Annotated in this window: 37 protein-coding genes and 1 pseudogene; 6 read left to right on the top strand and 32 right to left on the bottom strand. The window is 59.7% G+C overall.

Going from position 1 to position 17,346, the window contains the following annotated elements:
- Nucleotides 1-83: 83 nt before the first annotated feature.
- From Thiowin_RS20300 to Thiowin_RS20285, 4 genes are all read right to left on the bottom strand, one after another.
- Nucleotides 84-281, bottom strand: a complete 198-nt coding sequence (locus tag Thiowin_RS20300; protein ID WP_328984781.1) for a hypothetical protein — start codon at nt 279-281, stop codon at nt 84-86.
- A 107-nt stretch (nt 282-388) separates the two neighbouring features.
- Nucleotides 389-619, bottom strand: a complete 231-nt coding sequence (locus Thiowin_RS20295) for an addiction module protein (protein ID WP_328984780.1) — start codon at nt 617-619, stop codon at nt 389-391.
- Between the two features lie 38 nt (nt 620-657).
- The gene (locus Thiowin_RS20290) at nt 658-1,389 is read right to left on the bottom strand and encodes a transposase (protein ID WP_328984779.1); all 732 of its coding nucleotides are present in this window, start codon (nt 1,387-1,389) and stop codon (nt 658-660) included.
- Between the two features lie 64 nt (nt 1,390-1,453).
- Nucleotides 1,454-1,948 (bottom strand): BrnT family toxin, encoded by a 495-nt coding sequence (locus Thiowin_RS20285; protein ID WP_328984777.1) that lies wholly within the window; start codon nt 1,946-1,948, stop codon nt 1,454-1,456.
- Between the two features lie 94 nt (nt 1,949-2,042).
- On the opposite strand from Thiowin_RS20285, the gene Thiowin_RS20280 reads away from it, so the two are divergent.
- Nucleotides 2,043-2,279: a hypothetical protein gene (locus Thiowin_RS20280; protein ID WP_328984776.1), complete on the top strand. Its 237-nt coding sequence runs from the start codon at nt 2,043-2,045 to the stop codon at nt 2,277-2,279.
- On the opposite strand, the gene Thiowin_RS20275 is transcribed toward Thiowin_RS20280, so the two are convergent.
- From Thiowin_RS20275 to Thiowin_RS20260, 4 genes are all read right to left on the bottom strand, one after another.
- Entirely contained in the window at nt 2,276-2,566 is a 291-nt protein-coding gene (locus Thiowin_RS20275) for a hypothetical protein (protein ID WP_328984775.1), read from the bottom strand. The genes Thiowin_RS20280 and Thiowin_RS20275 overlap by 4 nt on opposite strands.
- Nucleotides 2,567-2,632: 66 nt before the next feature.
- On the bottom strand, nt 2,633-2,965 hold the full coding sequence (locus tag Thiowin_RS20270; RefSeq protein ID WP_328984774.1) for an FkbM family methyltransferase: 333 nt from the start codon (nt 2,963-2,965) through the stop codon (nt 2,633-2,635).
- A gap of 36 nt (nt 2,966-3,001) precedes the next feature.
- The gene (locus tag Thiowin_RS20265; protein ID WP_328984773.1) at nt 3,002-3,421 is read right to left on the bottom strand and encodes a type II toxin-antitoxin system VapC family toxin; all 420 of its coding nucleotides are present in this window, start codon (nt 3,419-3,421) and stop codon (nt 3,002-3,004) included.
- Between the two features lie 9 nt (nt 3,422-3,430).
- The gene (locus tag Thiowin_RS20260) at nt 3,431-3,748 is read right to left on the bottom strand and encodes a type II toxin-antitoxin system Phd/YefM family antitoxin (RefSeq protein WP_328984772.1); all 318 of its coding nucleotides are present in this window, start codon (nt 3,746-3,748) and stop codon (nt 3,431-3,433) included.
- A gap of 541 nt (nt 3,749-4,289) precedes the next feature.
- Between Thiowin_RS20260 and Thiowin_RS20255 the strand changes: the two genes are divergently transcribed.
- A complete protein-coding gene (locus tag Thiowin_RS20255; RefSeq protein WP_328984771.1) occupies nt 4,290-4,571 on the top strand; it encodes a type II toxin-antitoxin system TacA family antitoxin in 282 nt (93 codons plus the stop codon).
- On the top strand, nt 4,568-5,056 hold the full coding sequence (locus Thiowin_RS20250) for a GNAT family N-acetyltransferase (protein ID WP_328984770.1): 489 nt from the start codon (nt 4,568-4,570) through the stop codon (nt 5,054-5,056). The genes Thiowin_RS20255 and Thiowin_RS20250 overlap by 4 nt, the downstream gene beginning before the upstream one ends.
- Nucleotides 5,057-5,071: 15 nt before the next feature.
- Here Thiowin_RS20250 and Thiowin_RS20245 read toward each other — a convergent pair whose 3' ends face one another.
- The 18 genes from Thiowin_RS20245 to Thiowin_RS20165 all read right to left on the bottom strand — a co-directional run bounded on the left by Thiowin_RS20245 (nt 5,072) and on the right by Thiowin_RS20165 (nt 13,520).
- Complete coding sequence (locus Thiowin_RS20245) at nt 5,072-5,209, bottom strand: hypothetical protein (RefSeq protein ID WP_328984769.1); 138 nt, start codon at nt 5,207-5,209, stop codon at nt 5,072-5,074.
- A 148-nt stretch (nt 5,210-5,357) separates the two neighbouring features.
- A complete protein-coding gene (locus Thiowin_RS20240) occupies nt 5,358-5,687 on the bottom strand; it encodes a hypothetical protein (RefSeq protein WP_328984768.1) in 330 nt (109 codons plus the stop codon).
- A 58-nt stretch (nt 5,688-5,745) separates the two neighbouring features.
- Nucleotides 5,746-5,922, bottom strand: a complete 177-nt coding sequence (locus tag Thiowin_RS25470; protein ID WP_408034240.1) for a hypothetical protein — start codon at nt 5,920-5,922, stop codon at nt 5,746-5,748.
- 26 nt (nt 5,923-5,948) lie between these two features.
- On the bottom strand, nt 5,949-6,101 hold the full coding sequence (locus Thiowin_RS20235) for a hypothetical protein (protein ID WP_328984765.1): 153 nt from the start codon (nt 6,099-6,101) through the stop codon (nt 5,949-5,951).
- Between the two features lie 223 nt (nt 6,102-6,324).
- Nucleotides 6,325-6,561, bottom strand: coding sequence for a toxin-antitoxin system HicB family antitoxin (locus Thiowin_RS20230; protein WP_328984767.1), 237 nt, complete (start codon nt 6,559-6,561; stop codon nt 6,325-6,327).
- Nucleotides 6,558-6,977, bottom strand: a complete 420-nt coding sequence (locus Thiowin_RS20225; RefSeq protein WP_328984766.1) for a putative toxin-antitoxin system toxin component, PIN family — start codon at nt 6,975-6,977, stop codon at nt 6,558-6,560. Before Thiowin_RS20225 ends, Thiowin_RS20230 begins: the two co-directional genes overlap by 4 nt.
- Complete coding sequence (locus Thiowin_RS20220) at nt 6,974-7,126, bottom strand: hypothetical protein (RefSeq protein ID WP_328984765.1); 153 nt, start codon at nt 7,124-7,126, stop codon at nt 6,974-6,976. Before Thiowin_RS20220 ends, Thiowin_RS20225 begins: the two co-directional genes overlap by 4 nt.
- Before the next feature lie 173 nt (nt 7,127-7,299).
- Nucleotides 7,300-7,635: a type II toxin-antitoxin system PemK/MazF family toxin gene (locus Thiowin_RS20215; RefSeq protein ID WP_408034111.1), complete on the bottom strand. Its 336-nt coding sequence runs from the start codon at nt 7,633-7,635 to the stop codon at nt 7,300-7,302.
- Between the two features lie 13 nt (nt 7,636-7,648).
- The gene (locus Thiowin_RS20210; protein ID WP_328984763.1) at nt 7,649-7,867 is read right to left on the bottom strand and encodes a hypothetical protein; all 219 of its coding nucleotides are present in this window, start codon (nt 7,865-7,867) and stop codon (nt 7,649-7,651) included.
- An 863-nt stretch (nt 7,868-8,730) separates the two neighbouring features.
- Nucleotides 8,731-9,039, bottom strand: a complete 309-nt coding sequence (locus Thiowin_RS20205; protein WP_328984762.1) for a hypothetical protein — start codon at nt 9,037-9,039, stop codon at nt 8,731-8,733.
- Nucleotides 9,040-9,066: 27 nt separating this feature from the next.
- Entirely contained in the window at nt 9,067-9,651 is a 585-nt protein-coding gene (locus tag Thiowin_RS20200; protein ID WP_328984761.1) for an acylneuraminate cytidylyltransferase family protein, read from the bottom strand.
- Between the two features lie 76 nt (nt 9,652-9,727).
- Nucleotides 9,728-10,438: a phosphoribosyltransferase gene (locus Thiowin_RS20195; protein ID WP_328984759.1), complete on the bottom strand. Its 711-nt coding sequence runs from the start codon at nt 10,436-10,438 to the stop codon at nt 9,728-9,730.
- Entirely contained in the window at nt 10,428-11,126 is a 699-nt protein-coding gene (locus Thiowin_RS20190; RefSeq protein WP_328984758.1) for a transposase, read from the bottom strand. Before Thiowin_RS20190 ends, Thiowin_RS20195 begins: the two co-directional genes overlap by 11 nt.
- A 22-nt stretch (nt 11,127-11,148) precedes the next feature.
- Nucleotides 11,149-11,496 (bottom strand): transposase, encoded by a 348-nt coding sequence (locus tag Thiowin_RS20185; protein WP_328984757.1) that lies wholly within the window; start codon nt 11,494-11,496, stop codon nt 11,149-11,151.
- Between the two features lie 241 nt (nt 11,497-11,737).
- On the bottom strand, nt 11,738-12,079 hold the full coding sequence (locus Thiowin_RS20180; protein ID WP_200282023.1) for a DUF5615 family PIN-like protein: 342 nt from the start codon (nt 12,077-12,079) through the stop codon (nt 11,738-11,740).
- Nucleotides 12,076-12,303, bottom strand: coding sequence for a DUF433 domain-containing protein (locus Thiowin_RS20175; RefSeq protein WP_328984756.1), 228 nt, complete (start codon nt 12,301-12,303; stop codon nt 12,076-12,078). Before Thiowin_RS20175 ends, Thiowin_RS20180 begins: the two co-directional genes overlap by 4 nt.
- Before the next feature lie 73 nt (nt 12,304-12,376).
- Nucleotides 12,377-12,664, bottom strand: a complete 288-nt coding sequence (locus Thiowin_RS20170; RefSeq protein WP_328984755.1) for a hypothetical protein — start codon at nt 12,662-12,664, stop codon at nt 12,377-12,379.
- A gap of 4 nt (nt 12,665-12,668) precedes the next feature.
- Nucleotides 12,669-13,520, bottom strand: a complete 852-nt coding sequence (locus Thiowin_RS20165; RefSeq protein WP_328984754.1) for a hypothetical protein — start codon at nt 13,518-13,520, stop codon at nt 12,669-12,671.
- Between the two features lie 217 nt (nt 13,521-13,737).
- Here Thiowin_RS20165 and Thiowin_RS20160 point away from each other — a divergent pair, with 217 nt between their 5' ends.
- The 3 genes from Thiowin_RS20160 to Thiowin_RS20150 are packed head-to-tail and all read left to right on the top strand — an operon-like array spanning nt 13,738 to nt 14,805.
- Nucleotides 13,738-13,962, top strand: a complete 225-nt coding sequence (locus Thiowin_RS20160; protein WP_328984753.1) for a hypothetical protein — start codon at nt 13,738-13,740, stop codon at nt 13,960-13,962.
- A gap of 7 nt (nt 13,963-13,969) precedes the next feature.
- Nucleotides 13,970-14,410 carry a type I-F CRISPR-associated protein Cas7f/Csy3 gene (locus tag Thiowin_RS20155; protein ID WP_328984752.1) on the top strand — a complete coding sequence of 147 codons (441 nt, stop codon included), beginning with the start codon at nt 13,970-13,972 and terminating at the stop codon, nt 14,408-14,410.
- Between the two features lie 2 nt (nt 14,411-14,412).
- Nucleotides 14,413-14,805 (top strand): hypothetical protein, encoded by a 393-nt coding sequence (locus Thiowin_RS20150; protein WP_328984751.1) that lies wholly within the window; start codon nt 14,413-14,415, stop codon nt 14,803-14,805.
- Between the two features lie 83 nt (nt 14,806-14,888).
- Here the strand turns inward: Thiowin_RS20150 and Thiowin_RS20145 are convergent, their stop codons facing one another.
- The 6 genes and pseudogenes from Thiowin_RS20145 to Thiowin_RS20120 all read right to left on the bottom strand — a co-directional run bounded on the left by Thiowin_RS20145 (nt 14,889) and on the right by Thiowin_RS20120 (nt 17,110).
- On the bottom strand, nt 14,889-15,290 hold the full coding sequence (locus tag Thiowin_RS20145) for a type II toxin-antitoxin system MqsA family antitoxin (protein ID WP_200246217.1): 402 nt from the start codon (nt 15,288-15,290) through the stop codon (nt 14,889-14,891).
- Between the two features lie 2 nt (nt 15,291-15,292).
- Nucleotides 15,293-15,490 carry a type II toxin-antitoxin system MqsR family toxin gene (locus Thiowin_RS20140; protein ID WP_328984750.1) on the bottom strand — a complete coding sequence of 66 codons (198 nt, stop codon included), beginning with the start codon at nt 15,488-15,490 and terminating at the stop codon, nt 15,293-15,295.
- A 22-nt stretch (nt 15,491-15,512) separates the two neighbouring features.
- Entirely contained in the window at nt 15,513-15,776 is a 264-nt protein-coding gene (locus Thiowin_RS20135; protein ID WP_328984749.1) for a hypothetical protein, read from the bottom strand.
- A gap of 243 nt (nt 15,777-16,019) precedes the next feature.
- Nucleotides 16,020-16,190: pseudogene (locus Thiowin_RS20130) on the bottom strand (DUF4351 domain-containing protein); the annotation flags it as partial.
- A 240-nt stretch (nt 16,191-16,430) separates the two neighbouring features.
- A complete protein-coding gene (locus Thiowin_RS20125; protein WP_328984748.1) occupies nt 16,431-16,910 on the bottom strand; it encodes a DUF3368 domain-containing protein in 480 nt (159 codons plus the stop codon).
- The gene (locus tag Thiowin_RS20120) at nt 16,910-17,110 is read right to left on the bottom strand and encodes a UPF0175 family protein (protein WP_408034110.1); all 201 of its coding nucleotides are present in this window, start codon (nt 17,108-17,110) and stop codon (nt 16,910-16,912) included. The genes Thiowin_RS20125 and Thiowin_RS20120 overlap by 1 nt, the downstream gene beginning before the upstream one ends.
- Nucleotides 17,111-17,346 lie beyond the last annotated feature (236 nt).

The following is a 17,346-nucleotide window of genomic DNA, read 5'->3' as shown; positions in this document are numbered from 1 at the left end:
ATCCTAATGATGTATTGGCTTCTCGGCAAAATTGCGTCATGACATGCCAAAACGATTGCAACGCTTATTGCTGTTGCAGGTAATTAAGTATCCTGTCCCCGGAATTCCTTCTGGAATTCCTTGTCGAGAAACTGCACGCCCTTTGACCAGTCGATCTCGGCATGGATGGCCGGAAACAGCAGCGCGAGAAACTCCGGAAAGAACCGCTCCAGCGCCTCTTTCCAGGGGCTGTCGTAGTCGGGTTTGTCGCTGGTGTCTGTGGCTTGGGTGTCGGCTGTCATGGGGTGATTTTAGCCGATTTGGGGCGGGGTGGGAGCGTTGGGGGCAGCCCGAAAGGAATTAAGTATACTGTCCCCAGAATTCCGCGCTGCCGGGTGAAAAACGTAGTTCATCCCGTCAGCAGCTTTGCTTTTTCCCTAACCTCTTCAGCCGGAACCGGCTTAACGAGCCCGGCATCAAGCTCTCGAGCTCTGCGGTTCGCCTCGGTCAGCCACGCTTCATCCTTGTCTTCCTCAGATGAAGAAGCACGAAGACTGAGTAGCAGGCGCTGCGCGAGCGCCGCTCGCTGGCTTTCGGATAATTCCAGTGCCGCATGCTCAAGCTGTTGAAAACTCGTCATAGCAGATTGTCCTTACAATTGATCGAAGTCCTGACTCTCTAAAACCCCAACTCCATCTGCCCCGGCAACACCGTCGGCCCATCTGGCTCCAGGCGCGGTCGCCCACGTGGGCGCGCCTCGCGCCGCTGACCGGTCATTTGCTCGATCTGCTGCAAAAACCGCTCACTGCCGATGGGCTGGGATTGTTGAATCGCCAGGCGCAACTCCGAGAGCGCGGCGCCATCGAGTCCGGTGCGAAACAGCTCCCGATAGGCTGCTTGTCTGGCCTCGGGCGCGTCGCCCAGCGCCAGATACAGCGCATGTGGCGAGAGCAGCGAATCGCTGGCGCCCAGGCCGTTGGCCCGGTAGCTGCTCCAAGGATACTCCCCTGGGTCGCGCACCATGTCGGCGCGTACCGGATTCAGCTCAATGTAGCGCTGGCAGCGCAGCAGATAGGTGTCGGTTTGGATCAGCGAGGACTTGTAGCGACTGTCCCACAGGGTGCCGGTGCGGCGGTAGGTCTTGTTGATGGTCTGAACGTAGCGCCGACCGATGGCCATGACCAGCCGGGGAATATCCTCAGCCGCCTTGGGCGTGACCAGCAGATGGACATGATTGGTCATCAGCACATAGGCATGCAAAGCCGCGCCGGTGTTCGCCAGCGCCTCGCCCAGCCAGTGCCGATAGGTCTGATAGTCTTCCTCGGCAAAAAAGCAGGCCGCACGGTTATGACCGCGCTGGACGATGTGATGCGGGTAGTCGGCGATGTGCAGGCGGGGGCGTCGTGGCATGCCATGAGTATAGCAGAAAAATCGAACCTGACCCCTTTAATTCTTCTTTAATTCTTTAATTCCGCTAATTTGTTGAGCACTTGAAATGTGTTAGTCGTTCTGTTTGTTTTGCAAACGCTAACATGGAACGCAGTGCGCTGTTAACCGCCTCAGCATTCTGGAAGGCTGCCGCGATATCAGGATCAAGGACAACGATGTTGCTGCTTTGAGTGTATTCCTTATAGAATTTTCCGCGGACAGCTTTGGAAAAATCAAACTCGTATTCGGGAAGCAAGTCATCTTCAAGATCGTCAGGATTCATAGCGTTTGCGCTCGTGCGGTGTGGCAGATCGGGCACTAATGATGCGAATGATTCCGCGATTTTCGGTGTGAGAAACGACCAGCAATCGACCGGTGAAGCCAGTCCAACCGTGATATATCGCTGTTCCCCAATAGAATGGCGCTCATCGCGAAAAGTTCCAGCGAAAGGATCACCAAAAACTGTCGTGGCTTCCTCGAAGCTCACCGCGTGCTTGCGCGCATTCACTTCGGCTTTTTCTTGATTCCATTCAAATTTCACGATGGCAACGCCGACAGATGTTCTGTGATTTTACCGCTGTCTCGTTATTTGACATTCATTCTGAATCCAGTCTCTGCACCAGCAAATCAGCGAGATGCGGCACGGTGCTGATGGCTTCTTGCGCGCACCACGCCTGCCAATCCTTGACTTCACTCCACCCGCTGACAAACACAAACTCCAGCCCGGCTTGGGTGGCGGCTTGGTGGTCGTAGCGGCTATCCCCCAGATACAGGGCGGGTTGTTGGATGTTGCCGTTAGCCCGTTCGCGGCTCAGGATGCTGTCTTTGGTGTCGGGGCTGCCGAAGATACCGCCATCGAAGAGCGGGGCTAAGCCGCGTTGGGTGAAACTTCCCGCAACTCGGTTTGATCGCCGCCGGAGACGATGAGCCAGCGGGCGTGGGCGGTCTGTTCGCGCAGGGCGGTTAAGCCCTCGGCGACTTCGCACTCCAGCAGGCCTTGGCGTGTTGAGGCAGCGAAGCGGGCGAGCAGTTCATCGCGTGATGGACCGGTGACGCCGGGTGGCACGATCTGTTCAAGGAAATCATCGAATTTTTGATAGCGGGAGAAGCCGCCGTGGGCGACATGATAGGCGACCAGGGCTTGGGCGGCGGCTGTCATGCTGGAAGTTTAGCCGATGCGGTGGCGAATTGTGGGAGCGGGAGTTAGGGCGCAGCACGGAGGGAATTAAGTATATGTCCCCAGAATTCCCCCCTGTTGGCCGCCGGCGATGATCTGCTCCTCGACGCCGTCGACGTCGAGCTTCACCAGATAGGAGAGGTCCGCCGGCGGCTGTTGCGCGAAGACGGTATCGAGGCGGCGGGTGGGTATCTCCTTGATGCCGACCAGGAAGGGCATGGCCTCGTCGCGTTCGGGGCGAATCTGGGTATGGGTGACGCGGCCCGAGCCATCGACCGAGGTCCCGTGCAGATGGAGGATGCCGTCGGCATCGGAGAGGGCGACCTTATGCAGGTTGTAGTCGATGCCCGCCGCGCGATCATTCTCCTCGCGCTGGGCCACTTTTATTAACAGTGTTACTCGACGGCTATGGTTGTCCTAACGCGGTGTTTCCCATGGATTGACCAGCTCGACGCCCAATCCTTTGAAGTCCGACACATTCCGGGTCACGAGCCTGAGCCGGTGCTCAATCGCCGTTGCCGCGATCATTGAATCACGAAAGCTGCGCGCGTCGGGCACATGCATCGGTGCACATAGCAGCGCCGTTTGTGGTGTAAAGGGCAGCACCTGATCCTGGAATTGTTGGATGACCGTTGTGGCCCATGCGCGCAAAATCGCTCCCTGCGGTGCGTCCTTACGCTCCATGCGCAGCACCCCCATCTCCAGCTCTAGCACCGACACGGCAGATAAGTAGAGCTGATGTGCAGATACGGTGTCGGCCCAGGCGCGAACGCTGGCCGATGGCCGTCGTTTGCCCCTGCGTAACTCGGAAATGACATTGGTATCGAGTAGGAACATACGGGCTCATCAGAAGTCCGCGGGTTTTAGGTCGTTTCCGGTGAGCGTTGGCGGATCAAAGTCGATATTCCCACCTGGTATTGCATCCATGATTGTCAGTAGGCTCTTCGGCGCCTTTCTGGCAAGTCTGTAGTAGTCGTCGATCTTCAGCAGCGCGTAAGCTGGTCGCCCCTCGTCGGTGACGATCACCGGGCCAGCACTGGCCGCTTTCTTTGCCTCATTTAGATCACGCGCAAAATCAGTGGAACTGACTGTGGTCATCTGCATGTCGAAGTCCTCCCGGATCGTCTCGACGTTGTAATGACGCAACGCCGAAGATGTTGGCAAGATGTCGCACCGCTAACCCTAGACAGCAGCCCGATCAGCGCGTGTGTCAAGGCTTTGCCAAGCAGCTCATGCCAGGGGTGCAGTCGGCGCGGCTCGTGCTTGCTGTCTAGCAGAATCATGCAGGCCGGTGGAGCAGCTGAACTGTCAAGTGTTCACGGAATCTTTGATGCCACAGCCTTTACAATGACAACTAGCCATTCATTTGGCTCAAAACTGACTATCCTGTCCCCACAACGCGCCTGGGGTGTCGGCTGTCATGGCGGGAGTGTAGCCGATTCGGACGCGGAGGTGGGCGGGGCTTGGCCGGCACCTTCTTGCTTCAGAGCGCATTTAAGGCTTGACTTCGGGAAATAAACCCGGCCCCTTTCTTCCTTTCTTCGAGCAGTTCATGCCAGGGGATGCGGGGATCGCGGCTCATGCCGAGAGTCTAGCCGATGCGCGTGCGCACCGTCTTCGCCGCCCCCACCAGTGCTGCAGCAATGGACGGCAATTTGCCGTACCCTTAGGGAATCGGGTACATCCATCGTGACGGGAGTCCATCATGCCATCCGCTTCGTCAACCGCTCGCCTTGAAGCACGGATCAGCACCGATCTCCATGCCTTACTCAAACGCGCCGCCGAAATCCAAGGTCGAACGATGACCGACTTTGTCGTCACCGCCGTCACCGAGGCCGCCCAACAGGCCATTGAGCAGGCCGAGGTCATCCGCCTGTCTCAGGCCGATTCCCAACGCTTTGCCGAAGCCCTGTTGTCGCCCCCACAGCAAACGCCGGCGATGGAGCGCGCCTTCGCGCGTCACCGAGCGCTGGTGGCGCCTGAGTGAGCGAGGCGACCTTCCGCATCGTTGCGCTCGCTGCCGACCATGACCGCCGCCCGTTCGACAGTGGCTGCGTAGCACTCGACCGCTATTTTCAACGCCAAGTCACGCAGGATATCCGCCGTCGAGTGACGGCTTGCTTTGTCGCGCTCACCCAGGAACAGCGGATTGCCGGATACTATACGCTCGCATCGGCAAGCCTCTGCTTATCCGAGCTTCCCGCGGAAACGGCCAAGAAACTGCCCCGCTACCCCTCAATACCAGCCGTACGTCTGGGGCGCTTGGCGGTGCATCGCGCGTTCCACGGGCAAGGCCTTGGCGGCGCCCTGCTCGCTGACGCGCTGAAACGAGCGGCCCGCGCCGAGATTGCCGCTTTTGCGCTGGTCGTCGAGGCAAAGGACGAACAGGCTGCGGCCTTCTACCACCACCATGGCTTCATCGCATTGTCCGACTCACCGCGCACCCTGTTTCTTCCCTTGTCCAAGGCCTGATCAACCGTGGCAACCTCAGCACCCGGAAGCCTCTACCCCCAACGCCGCCGTGGATAACCTGTTGAGCACTTCCAGCGCCCCGGCGCCATAGGGCGCGTCGGTGAGGGCTTTGCCGAGCAGTTCATGCCAAGGGATGCGGGTGTCGCGGCTCATCTCCACACTCTAGCCGATGCGCTGCTGGGGTGGGCTTGAGCTGCGTGCCTCAGGCTGTTCGGTATACTGTCACCGGATTTGCCAGCCCAAGTGAATTAAGTAACTGTCCCCAGAATTCCTCTTGGGTGTCGGCTGTCATGGGGTGATTTTAGCCGATTTGGGGCGGGGTGGGAGCGTTGGGGGCAGCCCGAAAGGAATTAAGTATACTGTCCCCAGAATTCCGCCACACCGGCGTCTCATCGCGGCGGGTGACGCCGACGAGCTTATCCGCATAGCGCCGGGTGGTCTTGGCCTCGCACACGATCTTCTGGAATTCCTTGTCGAGAAACTGCACGCCCTTTGACCAGTCGATCTCGGCATGGATGGCCGGAAACAACAACGCGAGAAACTCCGGAAAGAACCGCTCCAGCGCTTCTTTCCAGGGGCTGTCGTAGTCGGGTTTGTCGCTGGTGTCTGTGGCTTGGGTGTCGGCTGTCATGGGGTGATTTTAGCCGATTTGGGGCGGGGTGGGAGCGTTGGGGGCAGCCCGAAAGGAATTAAGTATACTGTCCCCAGAATTCGCCCCAGAATTCAGCACCCAAATTCTCGCCACGGAGCAATGTTGCCTGATACTCCACGAACAGAGGCACGGATACCGCTGGTTGAATTCGCCGGTCGGGAAGTAATAACATCAGAGCGTTAGAAGCCCCATGACGCGACCGTGCAGCCGCCACCAAAACGCAGGTGTCCAGCACGACACTCACGCTGACCGTACCTCAATGTTGAATACCGGCTGTACTCGCTCGATCTGCCAGGGCACCCCAGCAAAGACACCCGTCAGTGCAATGCCGAAGGCTCGGCGCCATTGGCGCAGCGCGGCTTTGTCTGATTTGTCGGGGGTCTCGGCTGTCATGGCGGGAGTTTAGCCGATTCGGTGGTGGGGGTGGGAGGTGAGGGCAGAAGAGGGAATTAAGTAAACTGTCCCCGGAATTCCCGCAAGCGCGCTTCGAGAGCCGATTTCGGGTGACGAACCGCTGTTCGGCCTGTCGCGATGGCCTAAAATACGCTTGACAACAAGGCTAAACTCCACAGTCCGATGGTCGTTGGGTTTTGTGACCATTACAGTTTCTTGACCATTACAGTTCGTCGCCGGGCACTGGCGGAGCGTCGGCAGCGGACTCCAGAAAGCGTAGATAGGCAGCGCGGTCGCCATGGCCACCACGCTCGCGCAGGTGCTCTACCGTCATGAGTGTACTTAACTTTTCGGCAGCGGCCGAGGAAAGTAGTTGATCTACGGTGATGCCTTGATCCACAGAAAACTGCTGAAGCTGACCAACGAGGCTGTCAGGAATGTTGATTGTCAGAGTGCTCACATCAATTCCTCCAAATGTTTTAACAGATTGCCTGGGGCGATAGGTTCGACACCCCACTGTTCGGCCCCTCGGAAATCTCGGAGGTTGTGGGTCACGATGTAACGGCAACTTGCCGCTACCGCAAGCTCCAGGACGAAGTCGTCATCAGGGTCCGCAAGTGCCGGGCGCCAGCGATAGTGAATATCCTGCAAATGACTGAATGACAGAAGATAGTCAAGAAAGTCGTCGACATCTCTCGCTGAACGACCACCCAAATTCTCGCCACGGAGCAATGTTGCCTGATACTCCACGAACAGAGGCACGGATACCGCTGGTTGAATTCGCCGGTCGGGAAGTAATAACATCAGAGCGTTAGAAGCCCCATGACGCGACCGTGCAGCCGCCACCAAAACGCAGGTGTCCAGCACGACACTCACGCTGACCGTACCTCAATGTTGAATACCGGCTGTACTCGCTCGATCTGCCAGGGCACCCCAGCAAAGACACCCGTCAGTGCAATGCCGAAGGCTCGGCGCCATTGGCGCAGCGCGGCTTTGTCTGATTTGTCGGGGGTCTCGGCTGTCATGGCGGGAGTTTAGCCGATTCGGTGGTGGGGGTGGGAGGTGAGGGCAGAAGAGGGAATTAAGTAAACTGTCCCCGCAATTCCAACAAGGCTAAAATCCACAGTTCGATGGTCGTTGGAGTTTTTGACCATTACAGTGGCGGATGTGGGCCCGGGAAACCTGGGTTCAGACGGGGTTAGTTCTTTCGCCCGCTCGCCAGGCCAAACACCCGACATAGCGCCAGCTCAACAGTGTCCATCTCTGGGCAATAGCCAATCACGCGATCAATCTCACGCTCCAAGACGGTCGCGAGATTATCGAGCACGATGACTGAATCACCTCGCAAGCCCATCTCTTGCCCGGCTTGGCTAGCCTGGTTCACGGCCACTCGAGTCGGTCCGGTGCGCGTGAGATTGGAGGTAATCAGGGCGACGATTTTCTGGTTCAGCCCCGTCGGCAGGTCGGCCTGAACGATCAACGCGGGGCGACGCTTGTAAGTACGCAAATCAGTATTCGGGAAGCGCAGCAGCACCACAGCTCCGCGCTTAATCCCGGTCATAGGCATCCATCCCCGGCGTTTCCCAATCCTCGGCGAAGCTGGATAGCCGCGCGCGAGTCATGCGTGCTTCCTCAAGCGTCCAGCCGAGGGTGTCGATTGTCGGATCAATCCTCTGCTCACACGAGTTGCGGACACGTCTGTTCAAACCAATCTCAGCGGCGGGCGAATGATCGGGCCGCACAACATGCGCCACAGGTGTCGTCATCGTGATTTCCTCGGGCAATTGATCACGCCGATCCCTTCTCTGATTGTTTGGCGAACCCGGCTATTGAAACGCCGGTCGCAATTACTCCGTGCCGGCTCGAATACAGCATCTGGCGTATCGGCGCTCATGAACAGAGTTTAGCCGATTGTGCTCAAGCAGGGATAGCCGCCACCTCCACCGGCTTCGGATAGGGGCGGCGGCTAACTCCCCTACCCCGGCACATGCCCCAGCACCTCTTTCCAGGGGCTGTCGTAGTCGGGTTTGTCGGCGGTGTCGGTGGCTTGGGTGTCGGCTGTCATGGGGTGAGTTTAGCCGATTTGGTGGCGGGGTGGGAGCGGCTTTAGCCGCGAACAGCGCGCCCTGCCAGCCCAGAGGAATTAAGTATGTCCCCAGAATTCGCAGGTTGCCGGGCTTGGCGGGTGTCGCGCCCGGAGCAGAAAACGTGGTCTGTCCCCGTTTTCCCCCCGTTTTCCCCTGGCGTCGATCGATACCACCAACATTCTTCGGCATGGCGGTTGTCTTGTTCTCGGACAGGGCCATGTACGACTGGCGAAGTTGATCGAGCGCGGAGGCTTCAAGAAGATTCAAGCATCTTCCCGGATCGATCACCGCACCGATCACCGCCGGATCGGAGATGACGCCTCGGCTGGAGCGGCCGTCGCGCGACGCCTGCACCGCAAAATCGAATGCCCGACGAGGACTGTATTCCCAAAAATACACGCCGTTTCCCAACCAGTCATAGGAATTGTTGCTCGGTTCAAGGTGGCATTCGCCACACAGCACGCGCTCGACAACGGTGCGGTCTGTCCCATGAAAGCCGAGCAGCAAGCCCGGGAGAATTTCATAGTGGCCAAGACGAGGCATCAGGATCGATAGTCCTCTGCCAACTGGCCAGACTGCGTGAGGATGCCAGCCTTTTGCATGGCCAGTTGTAATGCTTGCGGATCTGACTGCAAGCGATGGACAGTCCGCGAAATCGCCTCCAACTCGCGACTCTCCTCATTTTCACGGGGTAGAGGCTTGATGGAGCGGGCATGATCAACGTGGCCAGTTTTCACACTTGATTTCATTGAACCTCCAAAGGACTCAGCATTAGACTTGTACCGGATGAAGCCTAAGTGCTTGATTTGTCGATCTGTAACCCATTGTTTTTGTTGGTCAGCATATTTCATCCTGTACAAGTCTATTATTTTCCTTTGTCAAAGGACATCACAGCGACCGATGCGCCCGCCGAGGCGGCAGCGGTGGCGTTCCAGGATGGCGCGGCGGGTAATGTAGAAGGCGCCGTTTTCCATCAGGGTGCCGGGAAAGTCCTGGCGGCGCGGGCGCTGGAGGGGATCGTAATTGATCGGGGTGGCGTCGTCGTGCCAGAAGAAGCGTTTGGTGCGCACGGCGCTGAGGAGCGAGTCGAGCCGCTCCTGGTCGAAGCGCGCGAGGGCGGTGTCGAGATCCGCGGCGCGCAGTTGCGGGGAGGTGGCCTGGATGGTGACCAGGCGCTCGAAGGGCGCCTGCGCTATGAAGTGGAGCATGACGGCTTCGGTGGAGGCCTCGTCGGTGGCGTATTCAGCCGGACGCTCGATGAGCTGCACGCCCAGGTTCAGGCCCTGGACGACGGCGGCGATCTCGGGGCAGTCGGTGGAGACATAGACCGCATCGATGCGCTCAGCGGCGGTGGCGGCCTCCAGCACCCAGGCGCACAGGGGTTTGCCGGCCAGGGGCTTGATGTTTTTCTTCGGGATGCTTTTGGAGCCGCCGCGCAGGGGGATGAGGGCTAGTGTCTTCATGTGACAATTTGTACGGTCATAGATTGAGCCTCATTCCTTTCTCCTCGAAGCTCGATAACGCTCGGCAATTTCCTGCTTACTCTTCCTCAATAAGGCGACTTCGGATGGTGTCAGCATCCGGGGAGCGTTCGAGGTAACGAGCTTCTGATTGAGTAAGGCAATCGAACCCATAACCGAATCGCTCGTGCCACCAGGTTTCAAGTGTTTGTCCATGTTTCTCTCTCAGCGCAGTAAGCTGCTCTCGTGTTGGCGACAAAACGGCAGAAAAGGGTTTGCCGGTGAGTACCGTTGCACCAATGACGACGCCGCCATTCGACTCGATATGCCCCTTCAGGTTTGCAAGCGTTCCACCTTGTCCGACAAAGTCATCCACCAGCAAGTAACAGGCTCCGGAAATGACTTCGCCATCAAATGCGGCCGGTCTGGCCAGGCGGGCAAATCCATTCGCGCCCGTATGACCGACAATGTTGATCTGCACCAAGCCTTCATCAACCGGCAGACTGAGACGCGCACTGAGTTCATCCGCCAAGGCTTCCGGAATTGCGTTCACCCCGTCACGCTCAACGGCATGTGCCGAGGCGAGGATGACTTGACGCCCAGCAACAAGTTCGCGAATCTTCAGCACCGCTGGCTCGGCGATGGTCGCTTTGACCAGCGAAAACGCCGCTTGCACATCCCCGGACTTCGCCGCGCGATAGTCGGGATGCCGCTTGACCGCGATTTCAGGGCTGTGAATCACCACTGGCGGAAAATCGCGCAACGGGGTACGGGCTGGCTTAAGCGCCATGGTCGAACATATCCCGCGTGTCAGTATCCCGTTGGCGTGGCTTTGGTCCAGGCTTTTGGCGCTTAAGCGCACGACCTAGGCGCTGCTCCAGTGCTTCGACAAAGTCATCCCCGCCGAGCGGCCGCCCGGTGCGGGCATGAGCGTGCAGGGCTTCGACAGTGTCCCCGTCCTCCGGCTCGCTAAGAAAGCGGTGCCAGTCTGAGATCAGCTCCAACAGCGGCTCGACTTGGACAAACGCATCATCCACTCCCGCCAAATGCACCCGCGCACTCGACCACTCCCAATCCTCTGGCCGTTGGCACAGGCGAGCGCGCACGGGATTTAACTCCACATACCGAGCCGCGGCGATCAAATGCCGCTCATCCATGACGAACGAGTGGAACCGTTCCTGCCACAGGTGCCCCCGCCAGCCTTGGCGAAAATTGATCATTCGGGTGTAACGCCGATGGGCTTCACCCAACGCATCCCGCAAACCAAACTCCGTCGCGGGAACCAGAATCAGATGCACATGATTGGGCATGAAGCAGTAAGCCAACACCCGCGTTTCGCAGGCACGACAGGAGAGCGAGAGCAAGCGACGATACTCCGCATAGTCGTCATCGCTAAAAAACGTCTGCTGCCGTCGATTGCCGCGCTGCGTTACATGATGCGGCAGCCCCGGAACCACCACGCGCGGAAGTCGTGCCATTGTTCCGTCAATTTCTCAACCGTCACAAACGCCTTGGTAAAACTGTAACCCCATTTGGCGTTCTTCGACTAAGAATTAAGTATACTGTCCCCGGAATTCTGCGGTTAATGTATTGCACGAACCGCCGGCCCAGCGCGATGATCAAGCGTGGAATGTCGTCCGCCGCCTTTGGCGTGAGCAGCAGATGGACATGATTGGTCATCAGCACATAGGCGTGCAATCGTACCCCGGTTTTCTGCAAGCCCTCTCCAAGCCAATGGAGATAAGCCTGGTAGTCTTCATCGGCAAAGAAGCAAGCCGCGCGATTATGGCCGCGCTGGACAATGTGGTGAGGGTAGTCGGCAATGTGCAAACGGGGGCGTCTTGGCATGCCTTGAGTTTAGCACAGAAATTAAATCGAGCCTGGCCCCTTTAATTACTCTTTAATTACTCCAGCGCCTCTTTCCAGGGGCTGTCGTAGTCGGGTTTGTCGCTGGTGTCTGTGGCTTGGGTGTCGGCTGTCATGGGGTGATTTTAGCCGATTTGGGGCGGGGTGGGAGCGTTGGGGGCAGCCCGAAAGGAATTAAGTATACTGTCCCCAGAATTCTGGAGCTTGACGCGGTAGTGGATGATCATGCATCGCCGAGTTCGATGATCACTTCACCGACTTCAAGCGCTGCCTGTGCATCCTCGAAGACGCGCAGCAGAACCTCGCGAAGGCGCCGATTCGTCAGGTTGCCACAGGTCACCCAGAGCAATCGCGGCGGCGGACCTTGTTGCGACACGAGGTCGACGAAGTCGCTGTCTTTGCTGATCAGCACCACATCGCCGTCAGCGCGGGCAATATTGAAAATCTCTAAATCCTCGGCATCCTGCAAGCCAAGGAAACGCAACGACTTCGCCTCAACGCCAAAGCGCTCAGTCAGCCAGGGTGCCAGCCCTGGTGGCAATTGCGCGTCGATCCAAAAGATCATGCAGCCAGTCTTGGGATGTCGGACCGCTTGGCTGCGTAATGCAGGCAGGCATTGATGTCTTCAGGTTCCAGGTCGGGGAAGTCGGCGAGGATCTCTTTGACCTCGACTCCTTGCGCCAACATCTCCAGGATGTCGGCGACGCGAATACGCATGCCGCGAATGCAGGGCCGTCCACCACATTGGCGAGGGTTGAAAGTAATGCGTTGATCGTGGTCGGCGTTCATCAATTCTTGCGCGAGCTGAGGCTTGGAATCGCTGGTGGTTATTTCACAAGCTACCCTGAACGGGCGCTTGGGTCTAGTCGGGCAGCCCAGTTGGCGGCATGTTCGGTGACCGCTGAGGCCCCCCCAACTGCCCTCGGCCTCGCGCGCGATGGAGCTGTTGTCCACATTGCACAGCGCCAGGGTGGCGAGCCCCTGCGCCTTGGCCAGCTTGCTTGCCGACGGCCTTGAAGCAGCGCAGCCCCTCGCTGCCCAGCACCGCCACGCCGGCGGAGTCGTAGCCGCGATATTCCAGTTCGCGCAGGCCATGCAGGAGGCGCGCGATGGCGGGTTGGGTGCCGATGTAGCCGACGATGCCGCACATGATCTCAATTCCCTGGTTTCGTTGCTGGGAGGGGCGCCATCGTCTCAGGTTTCGGCCAGCAGCGCGCACTGAGCGCGGAGAGCTTGCGGTCCGGTTCCGTCACGGCGCGTACAAAGCCGCGCACCTGCACCGCCTTGCCTGCCATGTCCGGTGCGAGGGTAAAGGCATGCACCGGCGAGGGCTCATACCAGCGCACTTGAACTTTCTGACCGTCCACCAGTAGATAGAAGGCGTATTCCAGTGTGCCCTCCAAGACGCCCGGCAATCGCTCGCAGCGGCCGCTGACCTGCCCGTTTTCCGCTTGCGCAAAGACCCGCAGCGGAATCGCTAGGATCTGGCGGATGTCGGCCTCGGTCAAGACGTAGGGCATCGGCGCGCCGCTCGCGCACATCGGCTCCGCGACAGCGGTGGCGGTCAGCATCACCGCATCGCCCGAGCTGATTGCCGGGATCGGCAGGAAGGCGCGTCGCCCCAGCGTCTTGGTCTGCGCCACGGCTTTGCCATTGACGCTCAGCGTCAGGTTCCAGCCCGGGTGCTGGCCGGTGCCGAGCGATGCCTCGCTGCGCTGGATGAGGACTTCCAACTGCGCTGGATGCACCCACAGCGCAAGCGTCGCGGCGGTTGGCTCCGGCAGCGTGGCCGCGAGCGTGAGCGTCTGGCTGCCGATCTCGGCTTGCGTCCCGTGCGGCGCGAACCGCGGTGGGCGCTCCGCCAAGGAGAAGCTCCACCAGTGATGCACCGCCGCAGCCGACTCCACCCGCAGCGTGCAAGGACCGCGTGACCCGCGCAGACGCTGCTGCTGAGCCAGACTCAGCGCTTGGCCGCCGGTTTGAATCTTCCATGCCACCGAGTACATCGGCACACTCGCCCAAGCGCAGTATCCGCAACGCCGCGACACCCAGCGACGCGAGGACTGGCAGCACGCCCACTGCCACCGCCTCAAGCACGACCCCAACGCCCTCGATCAACTGATCGCTGAGGCCGCCCGCCTCACGGATCGCCGCGGGCTCTCGCAGACCCTGCGCCATGAGGTCCACGCGGCGCGGACCTATTTCGACAACCACCGCCATCAGATGGACTACCCGCGCTTCGTTGCCGAGGGACTACCGATCGGCTCAGGGGTCATCGAGGCGGCCTGCAAGACCCTCGTCAAGCAGCGCCTCTGCGCCTCAGGCATGCGCTGGAAGACCAAGGGCGCCGGCATCGTGCTCAGCCTGCGCGCCCTGACCCAGACCGTCGGACGCTGGGCGCAGTTCTGGCAGAAGATCGATCAGTTTGGGGCGGAGTGCTGCTGTTAAGCACAGCATGCTGAGGCCGCACCCGGTCAATTTTGGCATTCCGGGTGCGGTGGAGGTGTTTCCCTCGCAAAGCTACGTCCCGGGCAAGCCCTCCGGCTTTGCCCGCCCGCTCTACTGCGTCGGGCATCCGCAGCGCGCGCCAAGTGGCCTCAGCGAGGTCGACGGCGTGCGGGTGATGGGACAGGCGGCCTTGCGCGATCAGAAGCTCACCAATGCGTTGCGCACCATCGACACCTGGTACCCGGGCTATGACCCCTTGGTGAATCACCCGATCGCGATTGAGCCGAATGGCGCCTCGCTGCGCGAGCAGCGGTTCTTCCGCGTCAAGCACAGCTCCGCCTTTGAGCTGTCACGCCAGCTCAATGTCCTCGACCCAAACACGCCAGAAGGGATGTCTATGCTGGGCGTCCTGGTCCGGGGTGGTGTCCTCTCCAGCGCCAAGGAATGAGCATGCAGCCGCGCTTCTGCATCGATCTCGCGCTGCGCTCCAGTTCACGCCTGCCGTTGCCAGCGGCCGCCTCCAAGGCACTCAAGGTGCTGCATGATGGCTTCCAACAACGGCCCGGGCACTATGCATTGGCCTTGCCGAATGCGCCAGAGCGCGCACTCAGCCGATTGCGTGTGTTTGCCGGCTCCGCCTTGGAACTGGAATCACTGGCCTTTCGCGCGCGCTTGCCCTACTTCGAGCTGCAGAGCGCAAGCACCCGACAAGCGTTCCGCTTGATCGTTGAGCCCATCGCGGCCGAGGGGCCGATCACCGCTGCCCCGGAGCCGGATGGCTTCGGGCTGTCTGTGACAACGCGCCCCTTTGCCTTGCCATCGGCGTTGCGATTGTCGGGATAGGTATAAAGATCTGTCTTGGGCATCAGCGCTTGCCATGATCTGAGCGCAATGCGCTGGCCTTCGCGCTCGAACCGCGCAAACGCTCAGACCATCTTGAGCTCGTCGAGCAAATCGGGATGACGGTCAAGCAGCTTGAATAACTTCACCAGCGCAAGCGGTGGTTTGGTCTTGCCGGTTTCGTAGCGGGAGAAGGCATTGACGCCCCCGCCGAAGAGCTCCGCCGCCTCGCGTTGCCCGAGATGCAATTTCTTGCGCACCTGGGCAAGAAAGTCAGGGTCGACAATCGCCGCATTCACCTGCTTGTTGAACGCTTGCATCTCACACATGACGCGCTCGGTTTCGGCCCGATCGGTGATGGATTCGTCGCAGGCCGGGCAAAAGTCAGCCGTGACCGACGGGATAAGCGTGGTTTCGCCCTTGTAGGTGTAAGGGATGTCGCGCGTGTCGCGAATCAGTTCCGCCGCGCCACAAACAGGGCACTTCATGGTCACAACTCCTTGAAGGACACAATCAGAAGATCGTCGATCACCGTCAATTTTAGGTAGAGATCGCCAGCCCGCGTGTTTGGCCGATAGACATCCTGCCAGACCCGATGATCGGCATAGGATCGCGTGGCTCGTACCTGGCCAGCCCTGACCAGGGATTGCACGACATCCAGCTTGCAGTGCGGGGTCCGTTTCTCCATCAACAAAAAATAACCTATTTGGTTATCGCTGGCAAGCGGGACAGCAACCGCAGCGCTTGCGCCTGCTTGAGATCGCGCAGGTCTTCCGGTAGCGCCTGGAAGCGCTCGGCCTCGGCATCGCCACGGCGCAGGTTGGTCGCGCCGAGGAGCCGGCCGCGCCCTCAGGCTTCACCGAGCGCAGGGTGCCGTTCACATCGCGCGAGCCGATATCGAGGATGTTGTGGAAGTCGTCCCGCCAATCGATCTCGAAGAACAGCCGACCGGTTTCCAGGGCGCTCGGGTGCATGGGTTAGAGCCTCACTCGCGGTCAGGCCGCGGAGCGATGGGCGCCGTCGCGGCAGGTTGCGGGGCCTCGGTCTCGGCCTCCGCTTCCGGCTCGATCATCATCCGCACCTCCAACCAACTGGGGCGCGCTCCCGGCGCGGTGGACCGCTGTTGAGATGTCGACGCACCTCGGCGGCGTAGCTCGCCTTCAGCACCCGATCCCGCGGGTCGAGCCCGGCCCCCAATGAATCCCCAACTCTGAGCCTTAGTGGAAGATCGTCTCAGGGGTCTCGGCGCTGAGGATGCGATCGAGCCAGGCTTCCAGCTGCTCCAACTCGGCGGCTTCGATGCGCTCGCGGTGGGCTTGTGCGGCTTCGGGACCGAATTTCTGAGTGAGTTGGCGCAGCAGTGTCCTGGCTTCACCCTTCTGAATCCCAGCTCGTTCAACGCTGGTCACATACGGCATACGCTGTTGCTACTCGTAGGTATAGAGTTGGTGACGAAAGTCCGCTTCCAGCGCCTCGGGTAGGCGGATCATCCAGTCGATGAGCCGGAAGAGCTCCAAGATCAAGGCGCGCTCATGCAGAGAGTCTAGCCGATGCGCGGCTGGGGGGTGGGAGGGGTTTTGGCTGCTGCGATCCTTGGTCTATTCAGTAAACTATCACTGGAATTCCCTTTAATTTGCAACTATTTCACCAAGTCGTTCGGCCAGACGTTCGATCAACCCCCGGCTGTAATAAATGCCTTGGTCATGCATCGCAACAGCCGCCTCCCGAAAAGAGGGGATTAAGCCGCTCGCTTTTGCCCGAGCGAGAATACCCAAGGTTCCAGTCACGCGCAGCCCAAGGTATTCGGCCAGCCCGCGCGCGCGGCGTTCATCGATCACGACCAGATCGCCGCCGTGATGACGAGCGAGCAAAATCGTCTGTTTTTCGCCTCGATCCAGATCCAAGATCATCGCGTCATCCGATGGCAAGTCGGGATACACCGTCATCCAAGCCAAGCTCCGCAGGGCGGGTACCGAGATCGGCCCACCCTGGGCGCATTCCTCCGCCACGGCTTGAGCCACCGCGATATCGCCAAGCACTTGGTGCAACAGATCAAGTCGATCAATGCTCGCCAGGGCGATCAAGGGCGTCGTATCGCAGAACACCATTACAATAATGCCGTCTCGCGCCGGAAATCTTCCTCAGTGTCCTCCAGCAATTCGGCACCGGCGGCCATGGCCATCAGCAGAAAATGCACGCGCGGCATACCAAGCCACTGGGCCGCTAACCCAGAGGACAAACGCCCTTCTCGAAACAACGCCATGGCGGCATCTCGTTGTACGCGATCGGCGAGTTCTCGCGAGTTCATGTGCAGACTGAGCATAACCTCAGGCGGGCAAGCGAATTCAACGGTGTTTGACATCATCAACCGACAGTCTCCCTGGTGACTCCAGACCTCAAGCAACAGGTCAGTCTTTGATCATAACCAACCCCGCCAGGTTCGGGTAGATCCGCCACCCCCACCAACGACAACGGGCGGAGCTCGGTATCGGTGGAGCCAATCCGCAGAACGTCGGCAGCTTGGCGTTCCAGGCAACCCAGCCC

It is taken from the genome of Thiorhodovibrio winogradskyi (genome assembly GCF_036208045.1).
Classification (GTDB): Bacteria; Pseudomonadota; Gammaproteobacteria; order Chromatiales; family Chromatiaceae; genus Thiorhodovibrio; species Thiorhodovibrio winogradskyi.
The sequence above is the reverse complement of the archived record's forward strand: the minus strand, read 5'-3'. Positions and strand labels throughout refer to the sequence as shown.

Excerpts from the sequence above, each read along its gene's own strand:
- Thiowin_RS20170 (WP_328984755.1), bottom strand. The coding sequence starts at position 12,664 with ATGTGCGGCATCGTCGGCTACATCGGCACCCAACCCGCCATCGCGCGC.
- Thiowin_RS20185 (WP_328984757.1), bottom strand. The coding sequence starts at position 11,496 with ATGCCAAGACGCCCCCGTTTGCACATTGCCGACTACCCTCACCACATT.
- Thiowin_RS20165 (WP_328984754.1), bottom strand. The coding sequence starts at position 13,520 with ATGTACTCGGTGGCATGGAAGATTCAAACCGGCGGCCAAGCGCTGAGT.
- Thiowin_RS20245 (WP_328984769.1), bottom strand. The coding sequence starts at position 5,209 with ATGAGCCGCGACACCCGCATCCCTTGGCATGAACTGCTCGGCAAAGCC.
- Thiowin_RS20140 (WP_328984750.1), bottom strand. The coding sequence starts at position 15,490 with ATGGAGAAACGGACCCCGCACTGCAAGCTGGATGTCGTGCAATCCCTG.
- Thiowin_RS20290 (WP_328984779.1), bottom strand. The coding sequence starts at position 1,389 with ATGCCACGACGCCCCCGCCTGCACATCGCCGACTACCCGCATCACATC.
- Thiowin_RS20265 (WP_328984773.1), bottom strand. The coding sequence starts at position 3,421 with ATGTTCCTACTCGATACCAATGTCATTTCCGAGTTACGCAGGGGCAAA.
- Thiowin_RS20255 (WP_328984771.1), top strand. The coding sequence starts at position 4,290 with ATGCCATCCGCTTCGTCAACCGCTCGCCTTGAAGCACGGATCAGCACC.
- Thiowin_RS20175 (WP_328984756.1), bottom strand. The coding sequence starts at position 12,303 with ATGAACGCCGACCACGATCAACGCATTACTTTCAACCCTCGCCAATGT.
- Thiowin_RS20120 (WP_408034110.1), bottom strand. The coding sequence starts at position 17,110 with ATGAACTCGCGAGAACTCGCCGATCGCGTACAACGAGATGCCGCCATG.
- Thiowin_RS20180 (WP_200282023.1), bottom strand. The coding sequence starts at position 12,079 with ATGATCTTTTGGATCGACGCGCAATTGCCACCAGGGCTGGCACCCTGG.
- Thiowin_RS20235 (WP_328984765.1), bottom strand. The coding sequence starts at position 6,101 with ATGACAGCCGAGACCCCCGACAAATCAGACAAAGCCGCGCTGCGCCAA.
- Thiowin_RS20155 (WP_328984752.1), top strand. The coding sequence starts at position 13,970 with ATGCTGAGGCCGCACCCGGTCAATTTTGGCATTCCGGGTGCGGTGGAG.
- Thiowin_RS20135 (WP_328984749.1), bottom strand. The coding sequence starts at position 15,776 with ATGCACCCGAGCGCCCTGGAAACCGGTCGGCTGTTCTTCGAGATCGAT.
- Thiowin_RS20145 (WP_200246217.1), bottom strand. The coding sequence starts at position 15,290 with ATGAAGTGCCCTGTTTGTGGCGCGGCGGAACTGATTCGCGACACGCGC.
- Thiowin_RS20210 (WP_328984763.1), bottom strand. The coding sequence starts at position 7,867 with ATGACGACACCTGTGGCGCATGTTGTGCGGCCCGATCATTCGCCCGCC.
- Thiowin_RS20160 (WP_328984753.1), top strand. The coding sequence starts at position 13,738 with ATGGACTACCCGCGCTTCGTTGCCGAGGGACTACCGATCGGCTCAGGG.
- Thiowin_RS20195 (WP_328984759.1), bottom strand. The coding sequence starts at position 10,438 with ATGGCGCTTAAGCCAGCCCGTACCCCGTTGCGCGATTTTCCGCCAGTG.
- Thiowin_RS20190 (WP_328984758.1), bottom strand. The coding sequence starts at position 11,126 with ATGGCACGACTTCCGCGCGTGGTGGTTCCGGGGCTGCCGCATCATGTA.
- Thiowin_RS20125 (WP_328984748.1), bottom strand. The coding sequence starts at position 16,910 with ATGGTGTTCTGCGATACGACGCCCTTGATCGCCCTGGCGAGCATTGAT.
- Thiowin_RS20295 (WP_328984780.1), bottom strand. The coding sequence starts at position 619 with ATGACGAGTTTTCAACAGCTTGAGCATGCGGCACTGGAATTATCCGAA.
- Thiowin_RS20150 (WP_328984751.1), top strand. The coding sequence starts at position 14,413 with ATGCAGCCGCGCTTCTGCATCGATCTCGCGCTGCGCTCCAGTTCACGC.
- Thiowin_RS20220 (WP_328984765.1), bottom strand. The coding sequence starts at position 7,126 with ATGACAGCCGAGACCCCCGACAAATCAGACAAAGCCGCGCTGCGCCAA.
- Thiowin_RS20205 (WP_328984762.1), bottom strand. The coding sequence starts at position 9,039 with ATGAAATATGCTGACCAACAAAAACAATGGGTTACAGATCGACAAATC.
- Thiowin_RS20300 (WP_328984781.1), bottom strand. The coding sequence starts at position 281 with ATGACAGCCGACACCCAAGCCACAGACACCAGCGACAAACCCGACTAC.
- Thiowin_RS20280 (WP_328984776.1), top strand. The coding sequence starts at position 2,043 with ATGCGGCACGGTGCTGATGGCTTCTTGCGCGCACCACGCCTGCCAATC.
- Thiowin_RS20200 (WP_328984761.1), bottom strand. The coding sequence starts at position 9,651 with ATGAAGACACTAGCCCTCATCCCCCTGCGCGGCGGCTCCAAAAGCATC.
- Thiowin_RS20275 (WP_328984775.1), bottom strand. The coding sequence starts at position 2,566 with ATGACAGCCGCCGCCCAAGCCCTGGTCGCCTATCATGTCGCCCACGGC.
- Thiowin_RS20240 (WP_328984768.1), bottom strand. The coding sequence starts at position 5,687 with ATGACAGCCGACACCCAAGCCACAGACACCAGCGACAAACCCGACTAC.